The following is a 22,961-nucleotide window of genomic DNA, read 5'->3' on the forward strand; positions in this document are numbered from 1 at the left end:
ATGGACCATGCGATAAAAGAAGCAATCATAAGCCAAATGCTACAGCTAGTTGCTCCCGGAACACCACTGCGAGAAGGGATCGACAACGTATTGCGAGCGAAAACGGGTGGACTGATCGTTGTTGGATATAACGATAAAGTAAAAGAAATCGTTGATGGAGGTTTCTCTATCAATTGCAAATACTCCCCAGCATCTCTATATGAACTTGCTAAGATGGATGGGGCGATCATTTTAAACGAAGATGCTGTTAAGATTCTGTATGCGAACACACAGTTGATTCCAGATACGGTTATTCCGTCAACAGAAACGGGGATCCGTCACAGAACGGCAGAACGTGTTGCGCGTCAAACAGGGAACCTTGTGATCTCCATCTCTCAACGTCGTAACGTAATCACTTTGTATCAGGGGATGATTCGTTATTCGTTAAAAGAGATCGGTGTGATCTTGACGAAAGCGAATCAAGCGATTCAAACGCTTGAGAAATATAAGGTTGTTTTCGACCAAAGTGTTACGAACCTTGGCGCTCTAGAATTTGAAGAATTAGTGACTTTCCAAGAAGTTACACAAGTTATTCACAGAATTGAGATGGTTTTACGCATAAAAAATGAGATTATTAAATATGTTAATGAACTTGGTGTTGAAGGAAGACTGATTCGAATCCAGATGGAGGAGCTTGTTTCAAACATCGAGGAAGAAGCACTGCTTTTAATCAAGGACTATATGAAGGATCGTGAAAGTGATCCTTATGCGATTCTTCGCCAATTGAACAAACTATCATCTGAAGAATTGTTCGATGAATCTGTTATTATGAAACTTTTAGGCTTCTCAGCCGGTATGAATATGCAGGATGAGACGATTCATCCACGCGGTTACCGTATTCTTGGCAAAATTCCAAGGCTTCCAGCCGTTATTATCGAAAACCTGACAGATGCTTTTGAAAACCTTCCGCAAATTTTGCGTGCGTCCATTGATGAATTGGACGAGGTAGAGGGTATCGGTGAGATCCGTGCCAAAAAAGTAAAGGAAGGTCTAAAACGCATTCAGGAACAGCTTTTCGTCGATCGTCATATCTAGAGAAAACTTCCTCTGTAAAAAAAGGAATTTTCTATCTTTTACACGTTTTTAATACGGTCATTTTGTAAATAATGATTAGGGGAGGTGAATCAGGCATGCTAAAAAGAATTGTTCAGCTATTTTTCATTGTAATAGGTGGCATGCTCGGCTATCTATATATACCAGATCTCATTCGTGTACTTAACTTCGGTGATCTTCCGAATCAGGTAACATCCCCATATGTCGGGGCAGTAATTGGTGCACTTATACTTTTTTTATCTACATTTTGGCTGTCAGATTACGTAGTAGGTTTAATCCGCTGGGCTGAGGAAACGGTTGTAAAAGCTCCAGCAACTGACCTTTTATCTGGAACGATGGGACTGATCATCGGACTGATCGTCGCATTTTTGATCCAGTCACCGTTAAGTTCTATGGATATTGTTGTGGTCAGTTCCATACTGCCGATCGCTATTACATTCCTGCTTGGTTATTTAGGCTTTCAGGTAGGTTTTAAAAAGAGAGATGAGTTGATCCAGCTGTTCTCATTGAAAAGCCAAGGAAAAGAGCGTAAAAAAGAGCCAGAGATCGAAAAGCCGAGTGGTAAGTATAAGATTCTAGATACGAGCGTTATTATCGATGGCCGAGTGGCTGATATCTGTCAAACTGGCTTTTTAGAAGGTCCGCTCATTATTCCTCGTTTCGTATTAGAAGAATTACAATATATTGCCGATTCTTCAGATGTTCTTAAGCGTAACAGAGGACGCCGAGGTCTAGATATTCTAAATCGAATTCAAAAAGAGCTTTCTATGAAAGTTGAAATCTATGAAGGTGATTTTGAAGAGGTTACGGAAGTGGATAGTAAGCTAGTAAAACTCGCTCAGCTGTTGTCCGGTGTTGTCGTAACGAATGATTTTAATTTGAACAAAGTATGTGAGCTGCAAAACGTTGCAGTACTAAATATCAATGACCTTGCAAATGCGGTTAAACCGGTTGTTCTTCCGGGCGAAGAGCTTGTTGTACAAGTGATCAAAGACGGTAAAGAACAGAGCCAAGGTGTAGGCTATCTGGACGATGGAACGATGATCGTCGTAGAAGATGGTCGTGATTATGTAGGCAAGACGATTGATGTTGTTGTCACTTCAGTACTCCAAACATCAGCGGGAAGAATGATTTTTGCTAAAAAGAAACTATTAGAAAAAGCATTGTAACGAACGGTGGGGAAGCACGTGAATTATTGGACAGTCATTCCTGCTGCTGGACAAGGTAAACGCATGAAAGCTGGTGTCTCGAAGCAGTGGATCGAGCTTTTAGGAAAACCGGTCCTCGCGCACACGCTGCATGTGTTTGAAAGAGATCCGCATTGCGAAGGTGTGATCTTGGTCGGCAGTGAAAAGGAATTGCAGCAGATGCAAGATTTTGTAGAGTCGTTCCAATATCAAAAAGTGCGTAAAATCGTTCCAGGCGGAAAAGAGCGTCAGCAAAGTGTTTATGAAGGGTTGAAGGTCGTGCCTACTGATGCCGATCTCGTCCTCATTCATGATGCAGCACGTCCTTTCATCACACATGATTCTATTTTACAACTGGTTAATACGGCACGAGATACAGGCTCTGCCGTGTTAGCTGTTCCTGTGAAGGACACGGTTAAGCGGGTAATCGAGAATCAAGTGGAAGAAACGATCGACCGTTCCAGCTTGTGGGCTGTTCAAACCCCGCAAGCTTTTCGTCTTTCTATCGTAATGGATGCACACCGGAAGGCAGACGAAGAAGGTTACATTGGAACGGATGACGCAAGCCTAGTAGAACGAATTGGACAAACAGTGGCTATTGTAATGGGGGACTATCATAATATAAAATTAACTACGTCTGATGACTTGTTGTTTGGACAAGCCATTTTGTTAGAGAGACAGGGGGAAAAAGCATAATGCGCATCGGACAAGGTTTTGATGTACATGCCTTTAGCGAGGGTCGTCCGTTAATCATTGGCGGCGTAACAATTCCTTATGAGAAGGGACTTTTAGGGCATTCTGATGCTGACGTTCTTTTGCATGCGATCACAGATGCATTGCTAGGCGCAGCGGGAGAAGGAGATATCGGCAAACACTTTCCGGATACAGATCCTGCCTATAAGGACGCAGATTCGAAGCGTTTGCTGCTCGATTCTTGGAAATTGGTCGAGAATAAAGGTTATTCTTTAGGTAATATAGATTGTACGATCATTGCTCAAAAGCCAAAGATGCTTCCGTACATTGAAGAGATGCGCGGAGTGATCGCCGGTATTTTTGGGGTTGAAGTAGAGAGAATCAATGTGAAGGCAACGACGACTGAAAAGCTAGGTTTCCCTGGACGCGAAGAGGGAATCGCAGCTCAAGCGGTTGTTTTGATAGAGAAGGCATAGTTGTACTGCTGTTTAACGAATGCTATGGAGTTTAAGTGAGCGGTTGATTTCCGTTCCAGGTTGCTCGCTTTCCGGGGGGCGTGCGGTGAGCCTCTTAGCGCTCTGCGCTGTTAAGAGTCTCACCTGTCCCGCTGATCCCCCAGGAGTCTCGCACCTTGCACTCCTATCAACTTTCCAGTGAAGAGGATCAGTCAAGCGATCCAACCATTCATCTAAAGAAGAAAAAGAAAAAAATTATAGAGGTGAAACATGATGGCAAACGAAGTTCGAGTGCGTTATGCACCAAGTCCAACGGGACACTTACATATAGGGAATGCACGTGCAGCTCTATTCAATTATTTATATGCTCGCCACTCTGGCGGAAAGTTTATTATTCGTATTGAAGATACAGATCAGAAGCGTAATATTCAAGGCGGAGAAGAAAGCCAGCTGAACCATTTAAAATGGCTCGGTATGGATTGGGATGAAAGTGTTGATATCGGAGGAGATTACGGTCCGTATCGTCAAATGGAACGTTTAGATCTATACGAGAAGTATACAGATGAACTACTTTCAAAAGGTCTTGCATACACTTGTTATTGTACAGAAGAAGAGCTTGAAGCGTCTCGTGAAGAGCAGATGGCTAAAGGAGAAACTCCGGTTTATGACGGACGTTGTCGAAACTTATCAATTGAAGAAAAAGCGGCTCTAGAAGAAGAAGGCCGCCGACCGAGCATTCGTTTTAAAGTTCCGCAAGACCGTACGATCACGTTTGATGACATGGTAAAAGGTGAAGTTTCATTTGAATCAAGCGGCTTTGGTGATTTTGTTATCGTGAAAAAAGATGGAATTCCTACTTACAACTATGCGGTTGTTATCGATGACCACGAAATGGCGATCACTCACGTACTGCGTGGAGATGATCACATCTCAAACACACCGAAGCAGTTATTGATCTATGATGCGCTAGGATTTTCGCATCCGAAGTTCGGTCATACAACATTGATCGTGAATGAAAATCGTAAGAAACTGAGCAAACGCGACGAATCGATCGTTCAGTTTATCGAGCAATACAAAGATCTAGGATACTTGCCAGAAGCGCTGTTTAACTTCATTGCTCTATTAGGCTGGTCTCCAGGTGGAGAAGAAGAGATCTTCAGCAAAGAACAGTTCATTGAAATTTTTGATCCGAACCGTTTATCAAAAGCACCTGCCGTTTTTGATACGCAAAAGTTAGAATGGTTGAACAATCAATATATGAAACAGCAAGATGTGGCTCGTATCGTTGAGTTATGTATGCCTCACCTTGTTAAAGCGGGTCGAGTGTCTATGAACCCTAGCCCTGAAGAACAAGAGTGGATCACGAAGCTTGTCGCTCTTCATCAGGAAAAAATGAGCTACGGTGCAGAGATCGTAGACTTAACGGAACTATTCTTCAAAGAAGAAATCGAGTACGAAGGAGAAGCACTTGAAGTATTGCAAGGTGAAGGTGTTCCTTCCGTTATGGAATCGTTCTTAACTCAGATCGAAAACAGTGATTCTTTTGAAGCGGAAGACATCAAAGCAATGATGAAAGCTGTTCAAAAAGAAACGGGCCAAAAAGGAAAGAACTTGTTCATGCCGATCCGTGTGGCAACGACAGGCCAGCAACATGGTCCAGATCTGCCTGCTGCTGTTTCCCTTTTAGGTAAAGATGTAATTACAAAGCGCGTAAATGCTGTACTGACTCAAACTAAAAAGTAATAAAAGTACACATTTTGCAAAGATTATAATATAGTAAAAGAAACTTATAATAAACGTGTAAAACGCAGATGAGGAAAGTAGGCTAGCGCCTTTTCATAGTAGAGAGAACCATCACCGGCTGAAAGTGGTTCATGAAAATGCTTGCTGAAGTGCCCCTCGGAGTCCCATGCCGAAAGTTTTAGTAGGTTTGGGCGGCAACTCCCCGTTATGGAGCTCAAGGGAACAGGTGAGTTTAATAAGCCTGTTAAACAGAGTGGAACCGCGTCTATCCGTACGTCTCTGTGTCATATTTGGCACAGGGGCGTTTTTTATTTGTAGTCTTCGTCGCTCTTGAAAGTAGTTGATTTCCGTTACAGGTACTCGCTTTCCGGGGGGCGTGCGGTGAGCCTCTTAGCGCTTAGCGCTGTTAAGAGTCTCACCTGTCCCGCTGATCCCCCAGGAGTTTCGCACCTTACACTCCAATCAACTTTGCGATGAAGAAAATAAAAAATGCCTGAGACAACACGCTTAACAGGCAAGTCCCTTTTATAAAAAGGCAAGGAGGTTGGAGAACATGTTTTCAGCCATGAAAGAAGACATTCAAGTTGTTTTTGAGAAAGACCCAGCGGCTAGAAGTTCATTCGAAGTATTCCTAACATACTCTGGACTGCACGCGGTTTGGGCCCATAGATTAGCACATAAGTTATTCAAACGAAACTGGCTGTTTTTAGCCCGCTTGATCTCACAGATCAGCCGCTTTTTTACCGGCATTGAAATACACCCTGGCGCACAGATCGGCCGACGCTTTTTTATCGATCACGGAATGGGTGTGGTGATCGGTGAAACGTGTATCATCGGTAATGATGTAACGCTCTATCAAGGCGTTACGCTCGGAGGTACGGGGAAAGAAAAAGGTAAAAGGCATCCGACGCTCGAAGATCATGTTCTTGTTGCTACAGGAGCCAAGGTTCTAGGGAACATCACCATCGGAAAAAATTCAAAAGTGGGAGCAGGATCGGTTGTTCTTCAACATGTTCCGCCCGATGCGACCGTAGTTGGAATACCAGGGAGGGTCGTGATTAAAGACGGCATCAAAGTAGGATGCGAACTTGATCATCGAGATCTGCCTGATCCGGTAGCTGATAAATTTAGAGAGATGCATAACGAGATGAAACGAATGCGTGAAGAACTGGAAACATTGAAAAAAGGGAGTGAAGTTTAAATGGGTATTAAAATCTATAATACGATGACACGTCAAAAAGAGCTTTTCGTTCCGTTAGAAGAAGGAAAAGTGAAGATGTATGTGTGCGGGCCGACGGTATATAACTATATCCATATCGGTAACGCAAGACCGGCTATTGTTTTTGATACGGTAAGAAAGTACTTGGAATATAGAAACTATGAAGTGCAGTTCATCTCCAATTTTACGGATGTTGATGATAAGCTCATTAAAGCAGCGAAAGAGATGGGAAGCGATGTCCCAACGATCGCTGAGAAATTTATCAATGCGTATCACGAGGATACTTGCGCATTAGGCGTACAAAAAGCGGACGCACATCCGCGTGTAACAGAAACGATGCCAGAAATCATTGATTTTATCGAGAACCTTATCAAAAAAGGTTTTGCTTATGAAGCAGCGGGAGATGTTTATTTTAAGACGCGTTCGTTCAACGGCTACGGTAAACTTTCTCATCAATCGATCGACGACTTAAGATCTGGTGCGAGAATTGAAGTAGGTGAGAAAAAAGAAGATCCGCTTGATTTTGCGCTATGGAAAGCGGCGAAAGATGGAGAGATCTATTGGGAGAGCCCTTGGGGCAAAGGTCGCCCAGGCTGGCATATCGAATGCTCGGCAATGGCCAAAAAATACTTAGGTGATTCGATCGACATTCATGGCGGCGGCCAGGATCTAGCTTTCCCGCATCATGAGAATGAGATCGCACAATCGGAAGCATTAAATGAAGCTCCGATGGCTAAGTATTGGATGCATAATGGGTATATTAATATTGATAACGAAAAAATGTCCAAATCACTTGGGAACTTTGTTCTTGTTCATGATCTTGTACAACAGCAGGATCCGCAAGTTATTCGATTCTTTATGCTTGCCGTCCACTACCGTAATCCGATCAACTTCAGTCAAGAGTTGTTAGAAGCGGCCGAGGCAGGATTGAATAGAATCCGTACGTCTTATGAAAACTTGAAACACCGCTTGAGTGTATCGGCAGATCTTGCAATGGATTCAGAAAAATGGACTCAGCTCGTGAAAGAAACAAGAGAGAAATTTATCACGGATATGGATGATGATTTCAATACAGCAAATGCCATCTCTCATCTTTTTGATTTTTCGAGAGAAGCGAACGTATACCTGCAAGAGAAGAACACTTCTAAAGCCGTTATTACAGAGTTCATCGCTCTGTTCGATGAGCTAGCTGGTGTGCTCGGACTAACTCTTCATAAAGAAGAAGAATTGTTAGACGAAGAGATTGATGCTCTTATTCAAGAACGTAATCAAGCCCGTAAAGAAAAGAACTTTGCTCGCGCTGACGAGATTCGTGATCAGCTAAAAGAACAGAACATCATTTTGGAAGATACCGCACAAGGTGTTCGGTGGAAAAGAGATAAGTAAATGAAGATAACGGACTCAGATATTAAACAACTGAACGGAACGACGCTTGCTTATATGGGAGATGCAGTAATGGAGCAGTTCGTGCGTGAACACCTAATCCGTAACGGACAGGTGAAGCCGAATAAGCTCCATGTATCTGCCACAAAGTTTGTTTCAGCAAAAGCGCAAGCAAGCATGGTCGTTCAGCTGCTTGAAGAGAACTATTTTACAGAAGAAGAGGTCGCTGTGATTAAGCGTGGCCGCAATGCGAACCAAGGTACCGTACCGAAAAATACGGATGTTCAAACATATAGGCATGCCACAAGCTTTGAAGCGATCATCGGTTATCTTTATCTGTTGAATAACCATGAACGATTAACGAACATGATGGAATATGTGTTAACAGAGAATAAAAAAGGGGAGGTCTAAAGATGAGTGAAGCAAAAGAACAAAAAGAACAAAAAGAACAAAAAGAACAAGAACTGATCATCGGCCGAAATCCGGTTATGGAAGTTCTGCGCTCCGGCCGTGATATTAATAAAATTTTCGTAGGTGAAGGATCTCAAAAAGGGCCTGTGAGCACGATCGTCTCAATGGCTAAAAAGCAAAACGTCCTTGTGCAATATGTACCAAAGCAAAAGCTCGATTCATTAAGCGGAGGAGGCAATCACCAAGGTGTGATCGCGGGTGTTGCAGCCTATTCTTATGCAGATATCGATGATTTGTTTAAAATTGCTGAAGAGCGTGGAGAAGAGCCGTTCTTTCTTTTATTGGACGAGCTTGAAGATCCTCATAATCTAGGTTCGATCATGCGTACGGCTGATGCAGTCGGTGCACATGGCATCATTATTCCGAAAAGACGTTCAGTAGGGCTGACCGCTACAGTAGCAAAAGCTTCAACGGGTGCGATCGAGTACATTCCGGTTGTTCGTGTAACGAATCTTGTCCAGACGATGAAAGAGTTAAGGGACCGTGGCATGTGGTTTGCCGGCGCTGACATGAAAGGGAAAGATGATTATAGGCAAGCGAAATGGGACATGCCTTTAGGTCTTGTGATCGGAAGCGAAGGAAAAGGGATGGGAAGACTCGTATCAGAAACGTGCGATTTCCTTGTTCAGCTTCCGATGAAAGGGAAGGTTACCTCGCTTAATGCATCGGTTGCAGCTAGTCTCTTGATGTATGAAGTGTACCGTAACCGTAATCCGTTAGAAGCCCGAAAATGAAAACTCGCCACTATTTGATTGTTGATGGCTACAACATCATTGGCGCTTGGCCCGAATTACGGAGCTTAAAAACATCGGATTTTGCCAAAGCAAGAGACCTGCTGATCGAATATATGGCAGAATATCAGGGAACGACTGGGTATCAAGTAATCGTTGTATTTGATGCCCATCTCACACCTGGCACAGAGAAAAAAACGAAAAATCACCGCGTTGAAGTCATTTTCACAAGAGAGAACGAAACGGCGGATGAACGGATCGAACGTCTAGTCGGAGAGTTAAAATCAATCGATAAGCGAATTTACGTAGCAACTTCAGACTCAACTGAGCAGTGGCAGATTTTTGGTAAGGGTGCATTGAGGAAATCCGCGAGAGAATTAAAGAATGAGATGGACGAAATCGAAAAGCATATTCATATGTCCGTTGGCGAGAGAAAAAGGAAGCAAACCTCCTCCTCTATCCTTCTTTCAGACGAAATTGCCGAAATATTTGAAAGATGGAGAAGAGGGCAAAAATAAGGAATCTTGACGCTTTTGTGAATTATGAGCTATAATATTGCTATATTTTGCCGGTAAAAACCTGGTGGGGGGATTTGTCGTGAACATAGATCTCAAGGAACGGTCAGTAAGCGATTACGAGCTCATGGAAGATGAAAGCCTTGTGGAACTGGTTCATGAGGGGGACAGCGCAGCACTTGAATATTTGATCAACAAATATAAAAACTTTGTTCGTGCGAAAGCAAGATCATACTTTTTGATCGGTGCAGACCGGGAAGATATCATTCAAGAAGGCATGATCGGGCTGTATAAAGCCATTCGCGATTTTAAAGAGGACAAGCTGTCATCCTTTAAAGCTTTTGCCGAACTATGTATAACAAGGCAAATGATTACCGCTATCAAAACGGCAACTAGACAAAAGCACATTCCGTTAAATTCTTATGTGTCGTTGGACAAGCCGATTTATGATGAAGAGTCCGACCGTACACTAATGGATGTAATATGCGGTACAAAAGTCACTGATCCAGAAGAACTGATTATCAATCAAGAAGAATTTGATGATATTGAAGTGAAGATGGGAGAAATATTAAGTGACCTGGAACGCAAAGTTCTGATGCTGTATCTTGACGGAAGATCGTACCAGGAAATCTCAGTGGATCTCGACAGACACGTGAAGTCCATCGACAACGCGCTTCAGCGAGTGAAACGTAAATTAGAGCGTTATTTAGAGCTAAGAGAAATATCATCTTAAGAGCGGGGATTATTCCTGCTCTTTTTCTTTTGGTTTTAAGTAGTTGTATGAGCTGATAGGCGTGTGGGTGGGGTATCGGGCGTGTAATGGTTGTCGAATCTTGTCAACTCGCCGATATATGCGCAAAACTCGCCGGATTATAGCCCAAACTCGCGGGATTAATAGGATAATTTCTAGGATTAAATCCAAAAATTTTAGGGATTAGCATCATGAATACCGAGGTGGGTATACGTTAATCGCCTAATTTAAGCAAAAAATCTCATGAAATATTGTGTTCATGAGAACAAAATAGCCAGATGAATCATTTTCGGCTGGCTTTTCACCCTATTTTATAATTAAAGTTCCTTTTTGAGTCTTTTTGTTTAGTTACTCGCCCACCACTTGCCTGGAACAAGTGGCTAAGACCCTGCCACTTTAAAAAGCTTCTTACTTCACACGATTCCTTCACAAATACTAACAAAGCGAAGCCTCTTAAACGATAATCAACCACTTACATTTCCGATACAATCAGCTTGCAAAACGTCATTTTCCCTTTATTGACAAGCGTATACCCCTATGTTAAGGTTTTAAAAGTAACATTGTAACGTGGATGAGTGGCTTTGTCGCACGAAAGGTGTTTATTTAGCATGAGAAAAAAAGTTTTTTTAGCCTGTAAACAATGCTCAAAACGAAATTATACAACGATGAAGAACCAGCAAAACAATCCTGAACGAGTCGAGGTTAAAAAGTTTTGCAGCTACTGCAATGCTCATACCATTCACCAGGAAACGAAGTAAGCGAAACAAGCTTTTTTTATAAATGTTAATTGATCAAAAGGCATGGGGGTTTATGAAGATGGCGGATGTTGCAGAAAAGACAAAAAAATCACCAGCAAAGTTTCTTTCCGATGTAAATAAGGAGATGAAGCGTGTAAGCTGGCCTTCGCGAAAAGAATTATTTCGCTATACGGGGATTGTACTGTCAACTGTAGTGATTATGGCTTTGTTCTTCTGGGTTGTGGATCTAGGGATTTCACAATTAGTTGAGCTTATTTTAGGGTAGATTAGATATAGCTTCTTTTGGATAGAATGCTAGAGTATATCCATTTTAGGAGGGAAAGGACACGGGTCCCATCGTATGGAAAAAAATTGGTACGTAGTTCATACCTATTCAGGTTATGAAAACAAAGTAAAAGCAAACTTGGAAAAGCGTTTGGAATCTATGGGGATGACAGATAAGATTTTCCGTGTACTTGTACCTGTAGAAGAAGAGACCGAAACAAAGAACGGTAAGACAAAAACAAGCATGAAGAAAGTTTTCCCTGGTTATGTATTAACGGAAATGATCATGACAGATGATTCTTGGTACGTTGTACGTAACACACCTGGGGTAACAGGATTTGTCGGTTCTGCTGGAGCGGGCTCAAAGCCAACGGCACTTTTGCCTGAGGAAGTAGATCATATTCTTAAAGGTATGGGTATGGAAGCTCCGCGCGTTGAAGTTGATTTCGAAATCAAGGAATCTGTAAAAGTAAAAGAAGGTCCTTTTGCTGACTTTGTTGGTACGATTGAAGAGATCGACGCAACAAAACAGAAGCTGAAAGTTCACGTCAACATGTTTGGCCGTGAAACACCAGTTGAACTTGAGTTTACCCAAGTAAGCAAGTTATAATGGAAAAAGACTTGTAATCACTTCAAAAAGGTGATAGAATTTTTTATGTTTGATATTACTAATCAACTGCTTCCTCTCTTTTAGGAGGGGAAGCGTATTTTTGAGTGGGAGGGTTTCGGCCCATAATACCACATCACGGACTTAAGGAGGTGTGTCGCGTGGCTAAAAAGGTTATTAAGATGGTAAAATTGCAAATCCCTGCTGGTAAAGCAAACCCGGCACCGCCAGTTGGACCTGCACTAGGACAAGCTGGGGTAAACATCATGGGATTCTGTAAAGAATTCAACGCTCGTACTGCTGATCAAGCTGGTTTAATCATTCCGGTAGAAATCACGGTTTTCGAAGACCGTTCATTTACATTCATCACTAAAACTCCTCCGGCTGCTGTTCTTTTAAAGAAAGCTGCAGGAATCGAGTCAGGTTCTGGTGAGCCTAACAAGAAAAAAGTTGCGACTGTAAAGCGTGATAAAGTTCGCGAAATCGCAGAATCAAAAATGCCTGACCTAAACGCTGCTAGTGTTGAAGCTGCAATGCGTATGGTTGAAGGTACAGCACGCAGCATGGGAATTGTTATCGAAGACTAATCCCTGTGTTTGATGTCTATTAGGTTGCGAGTAAATGGATTGATATCCTGCCCTTCAAACGGTTCGCAACCTTTATTCATGCAATGCGTGTAATTGCACTAGATCTTTTAGTGCAATAAGTGGGAGGAATATCCGCTAAACCACATAAGGAGGACAATACAATGGCAAACAAAGGTAAGAAGTACCAAGAAGCGGCTAAATTAGTAGACCGCACAAAAGCATATGACGCTGCAGAAGCGATCGAGCTAGTTAAAAAAGCTGCTCCTGCAAAATTTGACGAGTCTGTAGAAGTTGCAGTTCGTTTAGGTGTAGACACGAAGAAAGCTGACCAACAAGTTCGTGGAGCAGTAGTGCTTCCAAACGGAACTGGTAAGACTCAACGTGTATTAGTATTCGCAAAAGGTGAAAAAGCAAAAGAAGCTGAAGCTGCTGGAGCAGATCACGTTGGCGATTCTGACTACATCAACAAAATCCAACAAGGTTGGTTCGAGTTCGACGTAATCGTTGCTACTCCGGACATGATGGCTGAAGTTGGTAAACTTGGACGTGTTTTAGGACCTAAAGGTTTAATGCCTAACCCTAAAACAGGAACAGTTACATTTGAAGTTGAAAAAGCGATTAACGAAATCAAAGCTGGTAAAGTAGAATACCGTGTCGACAAGACTGGTAACGTTCACGTTCCAATCGGTAAAGTATCTTTCGAAGCTGAGAAGCTTGCAGAAAACCTTAACACAATCATCGAAACATTGTTGAAAGTTAAGCCTGCAGCTGCAAAGGGAACTTACATGAAGAACGTTGCTGTTTCTTCAACTATGGGACCTGGGATCAAAGTTAATCCATCTTCATTTGCTGTAAAACGATAGTTGACAAACGGGTTTATACCCGTTATATTATATACTGTTAAACACAAACGCATCAGATGAATGCCGTAGACAGCAGGAGCCAAATGGCTTAAATCTTTCCTGCCGAGGTGAAGCATCGATAAGCTCATTCGTTAATTACTTATGACTTTAGATACTCACGCCTCCATGTCTCGACATGGAGGCTTTGTTTTTGGACAAAACCTGCGGTGATGCAATCATTTTACAGGAGGTGTAATAATGAGCAGCATTTTAGAAACAAAAAAGCAGTTAGTATCCACTATTTCTGAGAAAATCAAAAATAGCCAATCAACAATCCTTGTTGACTACCGTGGTCTTACTGTTTCTGAGGTTACTGAACTTCGTAAGTCACTGCGTGATGCTGGCATCGAGTTTAAAGTTTACAAAAACTCAATGGTAGTTCGCGCTGCTGAAGAAAACGATCTTAACCTATCAGAACACTTAACTGGTCCTACAGCGATCGCATTCTCGAATGAAGATGTTGTAGCTCCTGCTAAGATTCTTAACGACTTCGCTAAGAAACACGAAGCGCTTGAGATCAAAGCTGGTGTAATCGAAGGACGTATCGCGTCTCTAGAAGAAGTGAAAGCTCTTGCTGAACTTCCATCAAGAGAAGGTCTTCTTTCTATGGTACTCAGTGTGCTTCAAGCACCTATCCGCAACTTTGCGTTGGCTACTAAAGCCGTTGCAGAACAAAAAGAAGAACAAGGCGCGTAAGTCTTATCTTCAACCAATAACTTACATTCCATAAGGAGGAAATTATAATGTCTAAAGAGCAAATCATTGAAAGCTTAAAAACAATGACTGTTTTAGAGCTTAACGACCTAGTAAAAGCAATCGAAGAAGAGTTTGGTGTAACTGCTGCTGCTCCTGTAGCTGTAGCTGGTGGAGCTGCTGGTGCAGACGCTGCTGCTGAACAAACTGAATTCGACGTAATTCTTGCAAGCGGTGGAGCTTCAAAAATTAAAGTTATCAAAGTTGTTCGTGAACTTACAGGTCTTGGCCTTAAAGAAGCGAAAGAACTTGTTGACGGTGCTCCTAAGCCAGTTAAAGAAGGCGTATCTAAAGACGAAGCTGAAGAAATCAAAGCTAAGCTTGAAGAAGTTGGAGCTTCTGTTGAAGTTAAGTAATTCAAAAGAAAAGGTTCGCCCGATGGCGGACCTTTTTGTTTGTTTCGCTTAATTCTTTAGAAGGCTTTCTTCTAGAAGAGTGTTGCAATTCTCGTCTTATGCAAGTTGATTGGAATGCAAGGTGCGAGACTCCTACGGGACGAGTGGTCAGGTGGAGACTCCTAATGGCGCGAAGCGGCAGGAGGCTCACCGGACGCCCCGTGGAAAGCGAGCAACCTGGAGTGGAAATCAACTACTTACACAAGCGACTTTATAGATAGACCGTTAAAGAATTTTGGAACGGGAATACTGTCTTTATCAGAAGGTAAGGAGAGTTTTAAAACAATGAAGAACCATTATTACTCTGAAACACCTGGTACAGAAAGCAAAAGAGAAACATGGGATTTTACATTAAACGGCGAAAAATTTCGCTTTACGACAGATGCTGGTGTCTTTTCGAAAAAAGAAGTAGATTTTGGCAGTCGCGTTTTAATAGAGTCCTTTGTACCTCCAGAAGTATCTGGTGATTATATAGATATAGGATGCGGTTACGGGCCGATCGGGCTTTCGCTTGCAAGAGCGGAAGAAAATCGTGTTGTTCAAATGGTGGATATCAACGAAAGAGCAATTGAACTCGCTAAGCTGAACGCAGATAAGAACAAGGTTGATAATGTAAAGATCTATAAAAGTTACTTATTTGCTGAAGTGAAGGATGAAGAGTTTGCTGCTGTTATCACAAATCCGCCGATTCGTGCAGGTAAGACGGTCGTTCATCAAATTTTTGAAGAAGCTTATCATAAACTTTGCGTTGGTGGCGAGTTATGGGTAGTGATTCAAAAGAAACAAGGTGCGCCATCTGCTATGGATAAAATGGAACAATTATTCGGCCAAGTTGAAACGGTTGCGAAGAAAAAAGGCTACTATATTTTACGCGCAATAAAAGTTTGACTTGATAAATCCCGTATGTTAGTATTGTAAAATGCCAATGGATTCGCATTTTGCTGCTTATTTTTCGTGGTAAGCGAAAAAACGTTGATAAATCAACGTTTTTTACTCATGTTTAGACGTATAGAATGCGAAAAAGTTGGACAAAATTATATAATAGCTTTTATCAAAATAGGAAAACTGCGGTTTTAAAATTATGAAACCCTTTTTCTTTTTGTTTTCTAACCTTCTTAATAGAATGTTAGATAGAAATATGATACACGAAAAAAACGCTGGATTTGAGGGGTGAAGCAGTTGACAGGTCAACTAGTTCAGTTTGGACGCCACCGCCAACGAAGAAGTTATGCAAGGATTAGCGAAGTGCTTGAATTACCAAACTTAATTGAAATTCAAACCGCTTCCTATCAATGGTTTCTTGATGAGGGGTTACGTGAAATGTTCCGAGACATTTCGCCGATTGAAGATTTTACAGGGAACCTCGTTTTAGAGTTTATTGATTATAACTTAGGTGAGCCGAAGTATCCTGTAGATGAATCAAAAGAGCGCGATGTTACTTACGCTGCTCCGCTTCGTGTGAAAGTGCGTCTGATCAATAAAGAGACGGGCGAAGTAAAAGAGCAGGAAGTATTTATGGGAGATTTCCCGTTAATGACAGATACGGGAACCTTTGTGATCAACGGGGCAGAGCGTGTAATTGTATCACAGCTCGTTCGTTCACCAAGTGTTTACTATAGTGAGAAAATCGACAAAAACGGTAAAAAAGGTTTTACCGCTACTGTCATTCCAAACCGCGGTGCTTGGCTGGAGTTCGAAACAGATGCTAAGGACGTAGTTTATGTGCGTATTGACCGCACAAGAAAAATCCCTATTACCGTATTGCTTCGTGCTTTAGGGTTTGGGTCTGATCAAGAAATCATTGATTTGCTTGGAGAAGACGAGTATCTTCGCAACACGCTAGATAAAGATAATACAGAAGGAACGGAAAAAGCCCTTCTCGAAATCTATGAGCGTCTTCGTCCGGGAGAGCCTCCAACAGTAGATAATGCAAAAAGTTTATTAGATTCTAGGTTCTTTGATCCTAAACGCTATGACTTAGCTAATGTTGGACGCTACAAAATCAATAAAAAGCTTCATATAAAGAATCGTCTCTTTAACCAGAAACTAGCTGAAACACTTGTTGATGCTGAAACTGGTGAAGTGATCGCCGAAGAAGGTACGCTTCTTGACCGTAGAACGCTAGATAAGATTATCCCTGCTCTTGAGAGTGGTGTAGGCTTTAAAACCGTAACACCAGCAGGAGGAGTGGCTGAAGATCAAGATATTGCTCTTCAATCTATCAAAATCTATGCGCCTGATGATCAAGAAGGTGAAAGAATCATTAATGTTATCGGAAACGGACTTGTTGATAAAGAAATTAAAAACATCACGGTTTCTGACATTATTGCTTCTATCAACTACTTCTTCAACTTATTGCATCAAGTAGGTACAACAGATGATATTGACCATCTTGGAAACCGTCGTCTGCGTTCAGTTGGTGAGCTTCTTCAAAACCAATTTAGAATCGGACTTTCCAGAATGGAACGTGTTGTGCGTGAGCGTATGTCGATCCAAGACACAAATGCGATCACACCACAGGCGTTGATCAATATTCGTCCTGTTATCGCCTCTATTAAAGAGTTCTTCGGAAGCTCTCAGCTTTCACAGTTCATGGATCAAACGAACCCGCTTGCAGAATTAACGCACAAACGTCGTCTATCTGCACTAGGGCCAGGTGGTCTTACACGTGAACGTGCAGGCTTTGAAGTTCGTGACGTTCACTATTCTCACTATGGTCGTATGTGTCCGATTGAGACGCCAGAGGGTCCGAACATCGGTTTGATCAACTCACTTTCTTCTTATGCAAAAGTGAACCAATATGGATTTATCGAAACACCATACCGTCGGGTTGATCCTGAAACAGGTCGTGTAACGAGCCGTATTGATTACTTAACTGCTGATGAAGAAGATTTATACGTAGTTGCACAGGCGAACTCTATCTTAGGAGATAACGGAGAGTTCATGAACGAAGACGTAATCGCACGTTTCCGTGGTGATAACACTGTTGTTAAACGCGAACGCATCGATTATATGGATGTATCGCCGAAACAGGTAGTATCTGCTGCGACAGCATGTATTCCGTTCTTAGAGAATGATGACTCCAACCGTGCCCTAATGGGAGCGAACATGCAACGTCAGGCTGTACCTTTACTTGTTCCTGAATCACCGATCGTTGGTACAGGAATGGAGCACGTTTCAGCAAAAGACTCTGGAGCTGCAGTGATCTGTAAGCACGAAGGAATTGTTGAACGCGTTACAGCAAAACAAGTTCAAGTACGCCGCATTAAAGAAGTAGATGGCAAGGAAGTTTCAGGCGACCTTGACACCTACAATATGCTTAAGTTTATTCGTTCCAACCAAGGAACGTGTTATAACCAGCGTCCGATCGTAAGCACAGGTAACCGCGTGACGAAAGGGGAAATCTTAGCGGATGGCCCTTCAATGGAAGTCGGTGAACTTGCTTTAGGCCGTAACGTTCTTGTTGCCTTCATGACATGGGAAGGTTACAACTACGAGGATGCTGTTATCATGAGTGAGCGTCTCGTGAAAGACGACGTTTATACTTCGATCCATATTGAAGAATATGAGTCAGAAGCGCGTGATACAAAACTTGGACCGGAAGAAATCACTCGTGATATTCCAAACGTCGGAGAAGATGCATTACGCAACCTGGACGAACGCGGAATCATTCGTGTTGGTGCAGAAGTTAAAGATGGAGATATCTTAGTTGGTAAAGTAACGCCTAAAGGTGTAACTGAATTAACAGCTGAAGAACGTCTATTACATGCGATCTTCGGTGAAAAAGCTCGTGAAGTCCGCGATACATCATTGCGTGTACCTCACGGTGGAGATGGAATCATCCTTGACGTTAAAGTGTTTAACCGTGAAGATGGCGATGAACTACCTCCGGGTGTGAATCAGCTCGTTCGTGCATACATCGTGCAAAAACGTAAGATTCATGAAGGAGATAAGATGGCCGGCCGTCACGGAAACAAAGGTGTAATTTCTAAAATTATGCCTGAAGAAGATATGCCTTATCTTCCAGATGGAACACCAGTTGACATCATGTTAAACCCGTTAGGGGTACCTTCCCGTATGAACATCGGTCAGGTATTGGAGCTTCACCTTGGAATGGCTGCTCGTCAGCTAGGCATTCATGTTGCTACACCGGTATTCGATGGAGCGCGTGAAGAAGATGTTTGGTCTACGATCGAAGAAGCTGGAATGGCTCGCGATGGTAAAACGGTACTTTATGATGGACGTACAGGTGCTGCGTTTGATAACCGTGTGTCAGTTGGGGTTATGTATATGATCAAACTGGCTCACATGGTTGATGACAAGCTGCATGCTCGTTCAACTGGGCCTTACTCACTTGTTACACAACAGCCTCTTGGCGGTAAAGCTCAATTTGGAGGTCAGCGTTTCGGTGAGATGGAAGTATGGGCGCTTGAAGCATATGGCGCGGCATACACACTACAGGAAATTCTTACGGTTAAATCCGATGATGTTGTCGGCCGTGTGAAAACGTATGAAGCCATCGTTAAAGGCGAAAACGTTCCTGAACCAGGTGTTCCAGAATCATTTAAAGTATTGATCAAAGAACTTCAATCTCTTGGAATGGACGTTAAGATCTGTTCTGGAGATGACAAGGAAATTGAAATGAGAGAGCTTGATGATGAAGACGATCAGGCAAGCGAGAAACTAAATCTAAATCTTGAGTCTTACACTTCGAATGACTAAAACAGGATATCAAAAGGGAGGTACGCTCCTTGATAGACGTAAATAATTTTGAATATATGAAAATTGGTCTTGCTTCACCGGACAAAATCCGGTCGTGGTCAAGAGGGGAAGTAAAAAAACCTGAAACAATCAACTACCGTACACTTAAGCCTGAAAAAGACGGCTTGTTCTGTGAAAGAATTTTCGGTCCTACAAAAGACTGGGAATGTCATTGCGGAAAGTATAAGCGCGTCCGTTATAAAGGTGTGGTTTGTGACCGTTGTGGTGTTGAAGTAACAAGAGCTAAAGTTCGACGTGACCGTATGGGTCACATCGAGCTTGCTGCTCCTGTATCTCACATTTGGTACTTCAAAGGCATCCCAAGCCGTATGGGTCTTGTTTTGGATATGTCTCCAAGAGCATTAGAAGAAGTAATCTACTTTGCTTCATACGTTGTTACTGATACAGGAGATACTCCTCTTGAGAAGAAACAACTGCTTTCGGAGAAGGAATACCGCACATACCGTGAAAAGTATGGAAAAGGTTTCACTGCACAAATGGGTGCAGAAGCGATCAAACGTCTTTTAGAAGACATCGATGCTGAAAAAGAAGTTGAGATGTTGAAAGAAGAGCTTAAAACAGCACAAGGCCAACGCCGTACTCGTGCGATTAAGCGTTTAGAAGTACTAGAAGCATTCCGTCATTCAGGCAACCATGCCGATTGGATGATTCTAGAAGTACTTCCGGTTATTCCACCGGAATTGCGTCCGATGGTTCAGCTTGATGGTGGACGTTTTGCCACATCTGACCTTAACGACCTTTACCGTCGTGTTATCAACCGTAACAACCGTCTGAAGCGTCTATTAGACTTAGGTGCTCCAAACATTATCGTTCAAAATGAAAAACGTATGCTTCAAGAAGCAGTCGATGCATTAATCGATAATGGTCGTCGTGGCCGTCCGGTTACTGGACCAGGAAATCGTCCGTTAAAATCACTTTCACACATGCTGAAAGGGAAACAAGGTCGTTTCCGTCAAAACTTGCTAGGTAAACGTGTTGACTACTCTGGACGTTCGGTTATCGTAGTAGGTCCGAACCTAAAGATGTACCAATGTGGTCTTCCTAAAGAGATGGCACTTGAGCTCTTCAAACCATTCGTTATGAAAGAGCTAGTTTCAAAAGGTCTTGCACACAACATCAAGAGTGCAAAACGCAAAGTAGAGCGCGTTCAGCCAGAAGTTTGGGATGTTTTAGAAGAAGTTATTCGTGAACACCCAGTTCTACTAAACCGTGCACCTACACTTCACAGACTTGGTATCCAAGCATTCGAACCAACGCTTGTAGAAGGCCGTGCAATCCGTCTTCACCCGCTCGTATGTACAGCTTACAACGCTGACTTTGACGGTGACCAAATGGCGGTCCACGTTCCTCTATCTGCTGAAGCACAAGCAGAGGCTCGTATCTTAATGCTAGCTGCTCAAAACATCTTGAACCCGAAAGATGGTAAGCCGGTAGTAACACCATCACAGGATATGGTTTTAGGTAACTATTACCTGACTCTAGAACGTGAAGGGGCTATTGGTGAAGGGTCTGTATTTAAAGATATCAACGAAGCGATCATCGCTTATGAAAATGGATTCGTGCACTTGCATTCTCGTATTGCAGTACCGGTATCCAGCTTAAATAAAGAAACTTTCACGGATGAACAGCAATCTAAGCTTCTTATGACGACAGTAGGTAAGTTGTTATTCAACGAGATCCTGCCTCCGTCATTCCCTTACATTAACGAACCGACTACGACGAACCTTCAAGTGGAAACACCTGAAAAGTACTTCTTAGATCCGGCTGCTAATGTAAAAGAGGAAATCCAGAAGCATGAGGAAATTGTTCCATTTAAGAAAGGGATCCTAGGTAAGATTATCGCAGAAGTATTCAAACGCTTTAAGATTACTGAAACGTCTAAGATGCTTGACCGCATGAAGGACTTAGGATTTAAATATTCTACGCGCGCTGGTATCACGATCGGTGTATCCGATATCGTTGTATTACCTGAAAAGCAAGAGATTCTTGCTGTAGCCGAAGAAAAAGTAGTAAACGTTACTAAGCAATTCAGACGTGGTTTGATCACAGAAGAAGAGCGCTATGAGCGTGTAATCAATGTTTGGAGTTTGGCGAAAGACGAAATCCAAAATAAATTGATGGGTACACTTGATAAGCGAAACCCAATCTTCATGATGAGTGACTCCGGTGCCCGTGGTAACGCATCTAACTTTACGCAGCTAGCTGGTATGCGTGGTCTGATGGCCAACCCGGCTGGTAAAATCATCGAACTTCCAATCAAATCAAGTTTCCGTGAAGGCTTAACAGTACTCGAGTACTTTATCTCTACTCACGGAGCGCGTAAAGGTCTTGCCGATACAGCCCTTAAAACAGCTGACTCAGGTTACCTTACTCGTCGTTTGGTTGATGTTGCTCAAGATGTTATCGTACGTGAAGATGACTGTGGAACGGACCGTGGCTTAGAAGTTGCAGCTATTAAAGAAGGCAACGAAGTGATCGAGCCTCTTCATGAGCGTTTGATCGGTCGTACTGCTTATAAAAAGGTATTCCATCCTGAAACAAAAGAACTTATTGCAGACGTTAATCAGCTGATCACTGAAGACATGGCCGCTTATATTGAAGAAGTAGGCGTGAAAGCAGTAACGATTCGTTCTGTATTTACTTGTGACACACGTCACGGAGTTTGTAAGAAATGTTACGGACGCAACCTTGCAACAGGCTCTGACGTTGAAGTTGGGGAAGCTGTTGGAATTATCGCTGCTCAATCCATCGGTGAGCCAGGTACACAGCTTACAATGCGTACCTTCCATACAGGTGGGGTAGCAGGAGATGATATCACACAAGGTCTTCCGCGTATCCAAGAATTGTTTGAAGCGCGTAACCCGAAAGGTCAAGCGGTTATCTCTGAGCTTGAAGGTACGGTTGTTGGCGTGAACGACAATAAAGATAAGCGTGAAGTAGTCGTTCAAGGTGAAATTGAATCTAGATCTTACACGATTCCTTTCGGTGCCCGCATTAAAGCGGTCGAAGGCGACAAGGTAACTGCCGGTCAAGTATTGACGGAAGGTTCGATCGATCCTAAAGAATTAATTAAAGTACGTGGTGCAGAAGGCGTACAAGAATACCTATTGCGTGAGGTACAGAAAGTTTACCGTATGCAAGGGGTAGAAATCGGAGATAAGCACGTTGAGGTTATGGTTCGCCAGATGCTTCGTAAAGTGCGCATCATCGATTCTGGTGATTCTCAAGTACTTCCAGGAGCACTTATGGATATTCATGCGTTTACGGATGTTAACCGTAGTGTACTTCTTGAAGGTGGAACTCCTGCTACAGGTCGTCCAGTGCTTCTTGGTATTACAAAAGCATCTCTTGAGACTGAATCATTCTTATCTGCTGCATCATTCCAAGAGACAACTCGAGTTCTTACAGATGCTGCCATCAAAGGTAAGCGTGACGAATTACTCGGACTTAAGGAAAATGTTATTATTGGTAAGCTGATCCCGGCTGGAACGGGTATGAACCGTTACAGAAACATCGGAATCAACTCTCCAGTAGTTGAAGATGAGAACAACGAAGAGGCAGAACTGCCTACAGAACTTGTTTCTCAAGATTAATAAATGAAATGTTGACATCGGGAGCGCATCGGTGATATGATTACGGATGTGCTCCTAAGATTTGTTACTTTGGAGGATAT

At 42.6% G+C, this 22,961-nt stretch carries 21 protein-coding genes and 2 other annotated features; all 21 genes read left to right on the forward strand.

Annotated features, from left to right (window positions below):
• Positions 1–1,074, forward strand: coding sequence for a DNA integrity scanning diadenylate cyclase DisA (disA, locus tag ACNJYY_RS00575; protein WP_416730170.1), 1,074 nt, complete (start codon positions 1–3; stop codon positions 1,072–1,074).
• Between the two features lie 95 nt (positions 1,075–1,169).
• A complete protein-coding gene (locus tag ACNJYY_RS00580; protein WP_416730171.1) occupies positions 1,170–2,261 on the forward strand; it encodes a PIN/TRAM domain-containing protein in 1,092 nt (363 codons plus the stop codon).
• 18 nt (positions 2,262–2,279) lie between these two features.
• On the forward strand, positions 2,280–2,975 hold the full coding sequence (gene ispD / locus ACNJYY_RS00585; RefSeq protein ID WP_416730172.1) for a 2-C-methyl-D-erythritol 4-phosphate cytidylyltransferase: 696 nt from the start codon (positions 2,280–2,282) through the stop codon (positions 2,973–2,975).
• Positions 2,972–3,448, forward strand: coding sequence for a 2-C-methyl-D-erythritol 2,4-cyclodiphosphate synthase (ispF, locus tag ACNJYY_RS00590; protein WP_416731777.1), 477 nt, complete (start codon positions 2,972–2,974; stop codon positions 3,446–3,448). The genes ispD and ispF overlap by 4 nt, the downstream gene beginning before the upstream one ends.
• A gap of 252 nt (positions 3,449–3,700) precedes the next feature.
• Positions 3,701–5,170: a glutamate--tRNA ligase gene (gene gltX, locus ACNJYY_RS00595; RefSeq protein WP_416731778.1), complete on the forward strand. Its 1,470-nt coding sequence runs from the start codon at positions 3,701–3,703 to the stop codon at positions 5,168–5,170.
• A 56-nt stretch (positions 5,171–5,226) separates the two neighbouring features.
• Positions 5,227–5,454: a binding site (T-box leader), on the forward strand.
• A 260-nt stretch (positions 5,455–5,714) separates the two neighbouring features.
• Positions 5,715–6,371: a serine O-acetyltransferase gene (gene cysE / locus ACNJYY_RS00600; protein WP_265589178.1), complete on the forward strand. Its 657-nt coding sequence runs from the start codon at positions 5,715–5,717 to the stop codon at positions 6,369–6,371.
• Positions 6,372–7,775 (forward strand): cysteine--tRNA ligase, encoded by a 1,404-nt coding sequence (gene cysS / locus ACNJYY_RS00605; protein WP_416730173.1) that lies wholly within the window; start codon positions 6,372–6,374, stop codon positions 7,773–7,775. It begins immediately after the preceding gene.
• Positions 7,776–8,183: a Mini-ribonuclease 3 gene (locus ACNJYY_RS00610; protein WP_416730174.1), complete on the forward strand. Its 408-nt coding sequence runs from the start codon at positions 7,776–7,778 to the stop codon at positions 8,181–8,183.
• A gap of 2 nt (positions 8,184–8,185) precedes the next feature.
• On the forward strand, positions 8,186–8,977 hold the full coding sequence (gene rlmB / locus ACNJYY_RS00615) for a 23S rRNA (guanosine(2251)-2'-O)-methyltransferase RlmB (RefSeq protein WP_416730175.1): 792 nt from the start codon (positions 8,186–8,188) through the stop codon (positions 8,975–8,977).
• Positions 8,974–9,492: an NYN domain-containing protein gene (locus tag ACNJYY_RS00620; protein WP_416730176.1), complete on the forward strand. Its 519-nt coding sequence runs from the start codon at positions 8,974–8,976 to the stop codon at positions 9,490–9,492. The genes rlmB and ACNJYY_RS00620 overlap by 4 nt, the downstream gene beginning before the upstream one ends.
• A gap of 79 nt (positions 9,493–9,571) precedes the next feature.
• Positions 9,572–10,222 carry an RNA polymerase sporulation sigma factor SigH gene (gene sigH, locus ACNJYY_RS00625; protein WP_066390628.1) on the forward strand — a complete coding sequence of 217 codons (651 nt, stop codon included), beginning with the start codon at positions 9,572–9,574 and terminating at the stop codon, positions 10,220–10,222.
• Positions 10,223–10,848: 626 nt separating this feature from the next.
• Positions 10,849–10,998 carry a 50S ribosomal protein L33 gene (rpmG, locus tag ACNJYY_RS00630; protein WP_077365486.1) on the forward strand — a complete coding sequence of 50 codons (150 nt, stop codon included), beginning with the start codon at positions 10,849–10,851 and terminating at the stop codon, positions 10,996–10,998.
• Positions 10,999–11,056: 58 nt separating this feature from the next.
• Positions 11,057–11,263, forward strand: coding sequence for a preprotein translocase subunit SecE (gene secE, locus ACNJYY_RS00635; RefSeq protein WP_082861218.1), 207 nt, complete (start codon positions 11,057–11,059; stop codon positions 11,261–11,263).
• 75 nt (positions 11,264–11,338) lie between these two features.
• Complete coding sequence (gene nusG / locus ACNJYY_RS00640; RefSeq protein WP_066390634.1) at positions 11,339–11,872, forward strand: transcription termination/antitermination protein NusG; 534 nt, start codon at positions 11,339–11,341, stop codon at positions 11,870–11,872.
• A gap of 158 nt (positions 11,873–12,030) precedes the next feature.
• On the forward strand, positions 12,031–12,456 hold the full coding sequence (gene rplK, locus ACNJYY_RS00645) for a 50S ribosomal protein L11 (protein ID WP_066285502.1): 426 nt from the start codon (positions 12,031–12,033) through the stop codon (positions 12,454–12,456).
• Between the two features lie 161 nt (positions 12,457–12,617).
• Entirely contained in the window at positions 12,618–13,319 is a 702-nt protein-coding gene (rplA, locus tag ACNJYY_RS00650; protein ID WP_066390636.1) for a 50S ribosomal protein L1, read from the forward strand.
• A 45-nt stretch (positions 13,320–13,364) separates the two neighbouring features.
• Positions 13,365–13,517 (forward strand) — a sequence feature (ribosomal protein L10 leader region).
• A 39-nt stretch (positions 13,518–13,556) separates the two neighbouring features.
• Complete coding sequence (gene rplJ, locus ACNJYY_RS00655; protein ID WP_066285506.1) at positions 13,557–14,054, forward strand: 50S ribosomal protein L10; 498 nt, start codon at positions 13,557–13,559, stop codon at positions 14,052–14,054.
• A gap of 47 nt (positions 14,055–14,101) precedes the next feature.
• Positions 14,102–14,467, forward strand: a complete 366-nt coding sequence (gene rplL / locus ACNJYY_RS00660) for a 50S ribosomal protein L7/L12 (RefSeq protein ID WP_416730177.1) — start codon at positions 14,102–14,104, stop codon at positions 14,465–14,467.
• A 324-nt stretch (positions 14,468–14,791) separates the two neighbouring features.
• Complete coding sequence (locus ACNJYY_RS00665; RefSeq protein WP_416730178.1) at positions 14,792–15,394, forward strand: class I SAM-dependent methyltransferase; 603 nt, start codon at positions 14,792–14,794, stop codon at positions 15,392–15,394.
• A gap of 291 nt (positions 15,395–15,685) precedes the next feature.
• On the forward strand, positions 15,686–19,228 hold the full coding sequence (gene rpoB, locus ACNJYY_RS00670; protein WP_137792247.1) for a DNA-directed RNA polymerase subunit beta: 3,543 nt from the start codon (positions 15,686–15,688) through the stop codon (positions 19,226–19,228).
• A 29-nt stretch (positions 19,229–19,257) separates the two neighbouring features.
• Complete coding sequence (gene rpoC, locus ACNJYY_RS00675) at positions 19,258–22,881, forward strand: DNA-directed RNA polymerase subunit beta' (protein ID WP_416730179.1); 3,624 nt, start codon at positions 19,258–19,260, stop codon at positions 22,879–22,881.
• Positions 22,882–22,961 lie beyond the last annotated feature (80 nt).

This window comes from Fictibacillus tiangongensis (assembly GCF_048083785.1).
In the GTDB taxonomy this organism is placed as follows: domain Bacteria; phylum Bacillota; class Bacilli; order Bacillales; family Fictibacillaceae; genus Fictibacillus.

What these genes read in the sequence shown, in the direction of transcription:
- disA (WP_416730170.1), top strand. Translation starts at nt 1, where the DNA reads ATGGACCATGCGATAAAAGAAGCAATCATAAGCCAAATGCTACAGCTA.
- ACNJYY_RS00580 (WP_416730171.1), top strand. Translation starts at nt 1,170, where the DNA reads ATGCTAAAAAGAATTGTTCAGCTATTTTTCATTGTAATAGGTGGCATG.
- gltX (WP_416731778.1), top strand. Translation starts at nt 3,701, where the DNA reads ATGGCAAACGAAGTTCGAGTGCGTTATGCACCAAGTCCAACGGGACAC.
- cysS (WP_416730173.1), top strand. Translation starts at nt 6,372, where the DNA reads ATGGGTATTAAAATCTATAATACGATGACACGTCAAAAAGAGCTTTTC.
- ACNJYY_RS00610 (WP_416730174.1), top strand. Translation starts at nt 7,776, where the DNA reads ATGAAGATAACGGACTCAGATATTAAACAACTGAACGGAACGACGCTT.
- rlmB (WP_416730175.1), top strand. Translation starts at nt 8,186, where the DNA reads ATGAGTGAAGCAAAAGAACAAAAAGAACAAAAAGAACAAAAAGAACAA.
- ACNJYY_RS00620 (WP_416730176.1), top strand. Translation starts at nt 8,974, where the DNA reads ATGAAAACTCGCCACTATTTGATTGTTGATGGCTACAACATCATTGGC.
- rpmG (WP_077365486.1), top strand. Translation starts at nt 10,849, where the DNA reads ATGAGAAAAAAAGTTTTTTTAGCCTGTAAACAATGCTCAAAACGAAAT.
- secE (WP_082861218.1), top strand. Translation starts at nt 11,057, where the DNA reads ATGGCGGATGTTGCAGAAAAGACAAAAAAATCACCAGCAAAGTTTCTT.
- nusG (WP_066390634.1), top strand. Translation starts at nt 11,339, where the DNA reads ATGGAAAAAAATTGGTACGTAGTTCATACCTATTCAGGTTATGAAAAC.
- rplA (WP_066390636.1), top strand. Translation starts at nt 12,618, where the DNA reads ATGGCAAACAAAGGTAAGAAGTACCAAGAAGCGGCTAAATTAGTAGAC.
- rplJ (WP_066285506.1), top strand. Translation starts at nt 13,557, where the DNA reads ATGAGCAGCATTTTAGAAACAAAAAAGCAGTTAGTATCCACTATTTCT.
- rplL (WP_416730177.1), top strand. Translation starts at nt 14,102, where the DNA reads ATGTCTAAAGAGCAAATCATTGAAAGCTTAAAAACAATGACTGTTTTA.
- ACNJYY_RS00665 (WP_416730178.1), top strand. Translation starts at nt 14,792, where the DNA reads ATGAAGAACCATTATTACTCTGAAACACCTGGTACAGAAAGCAAAAGA.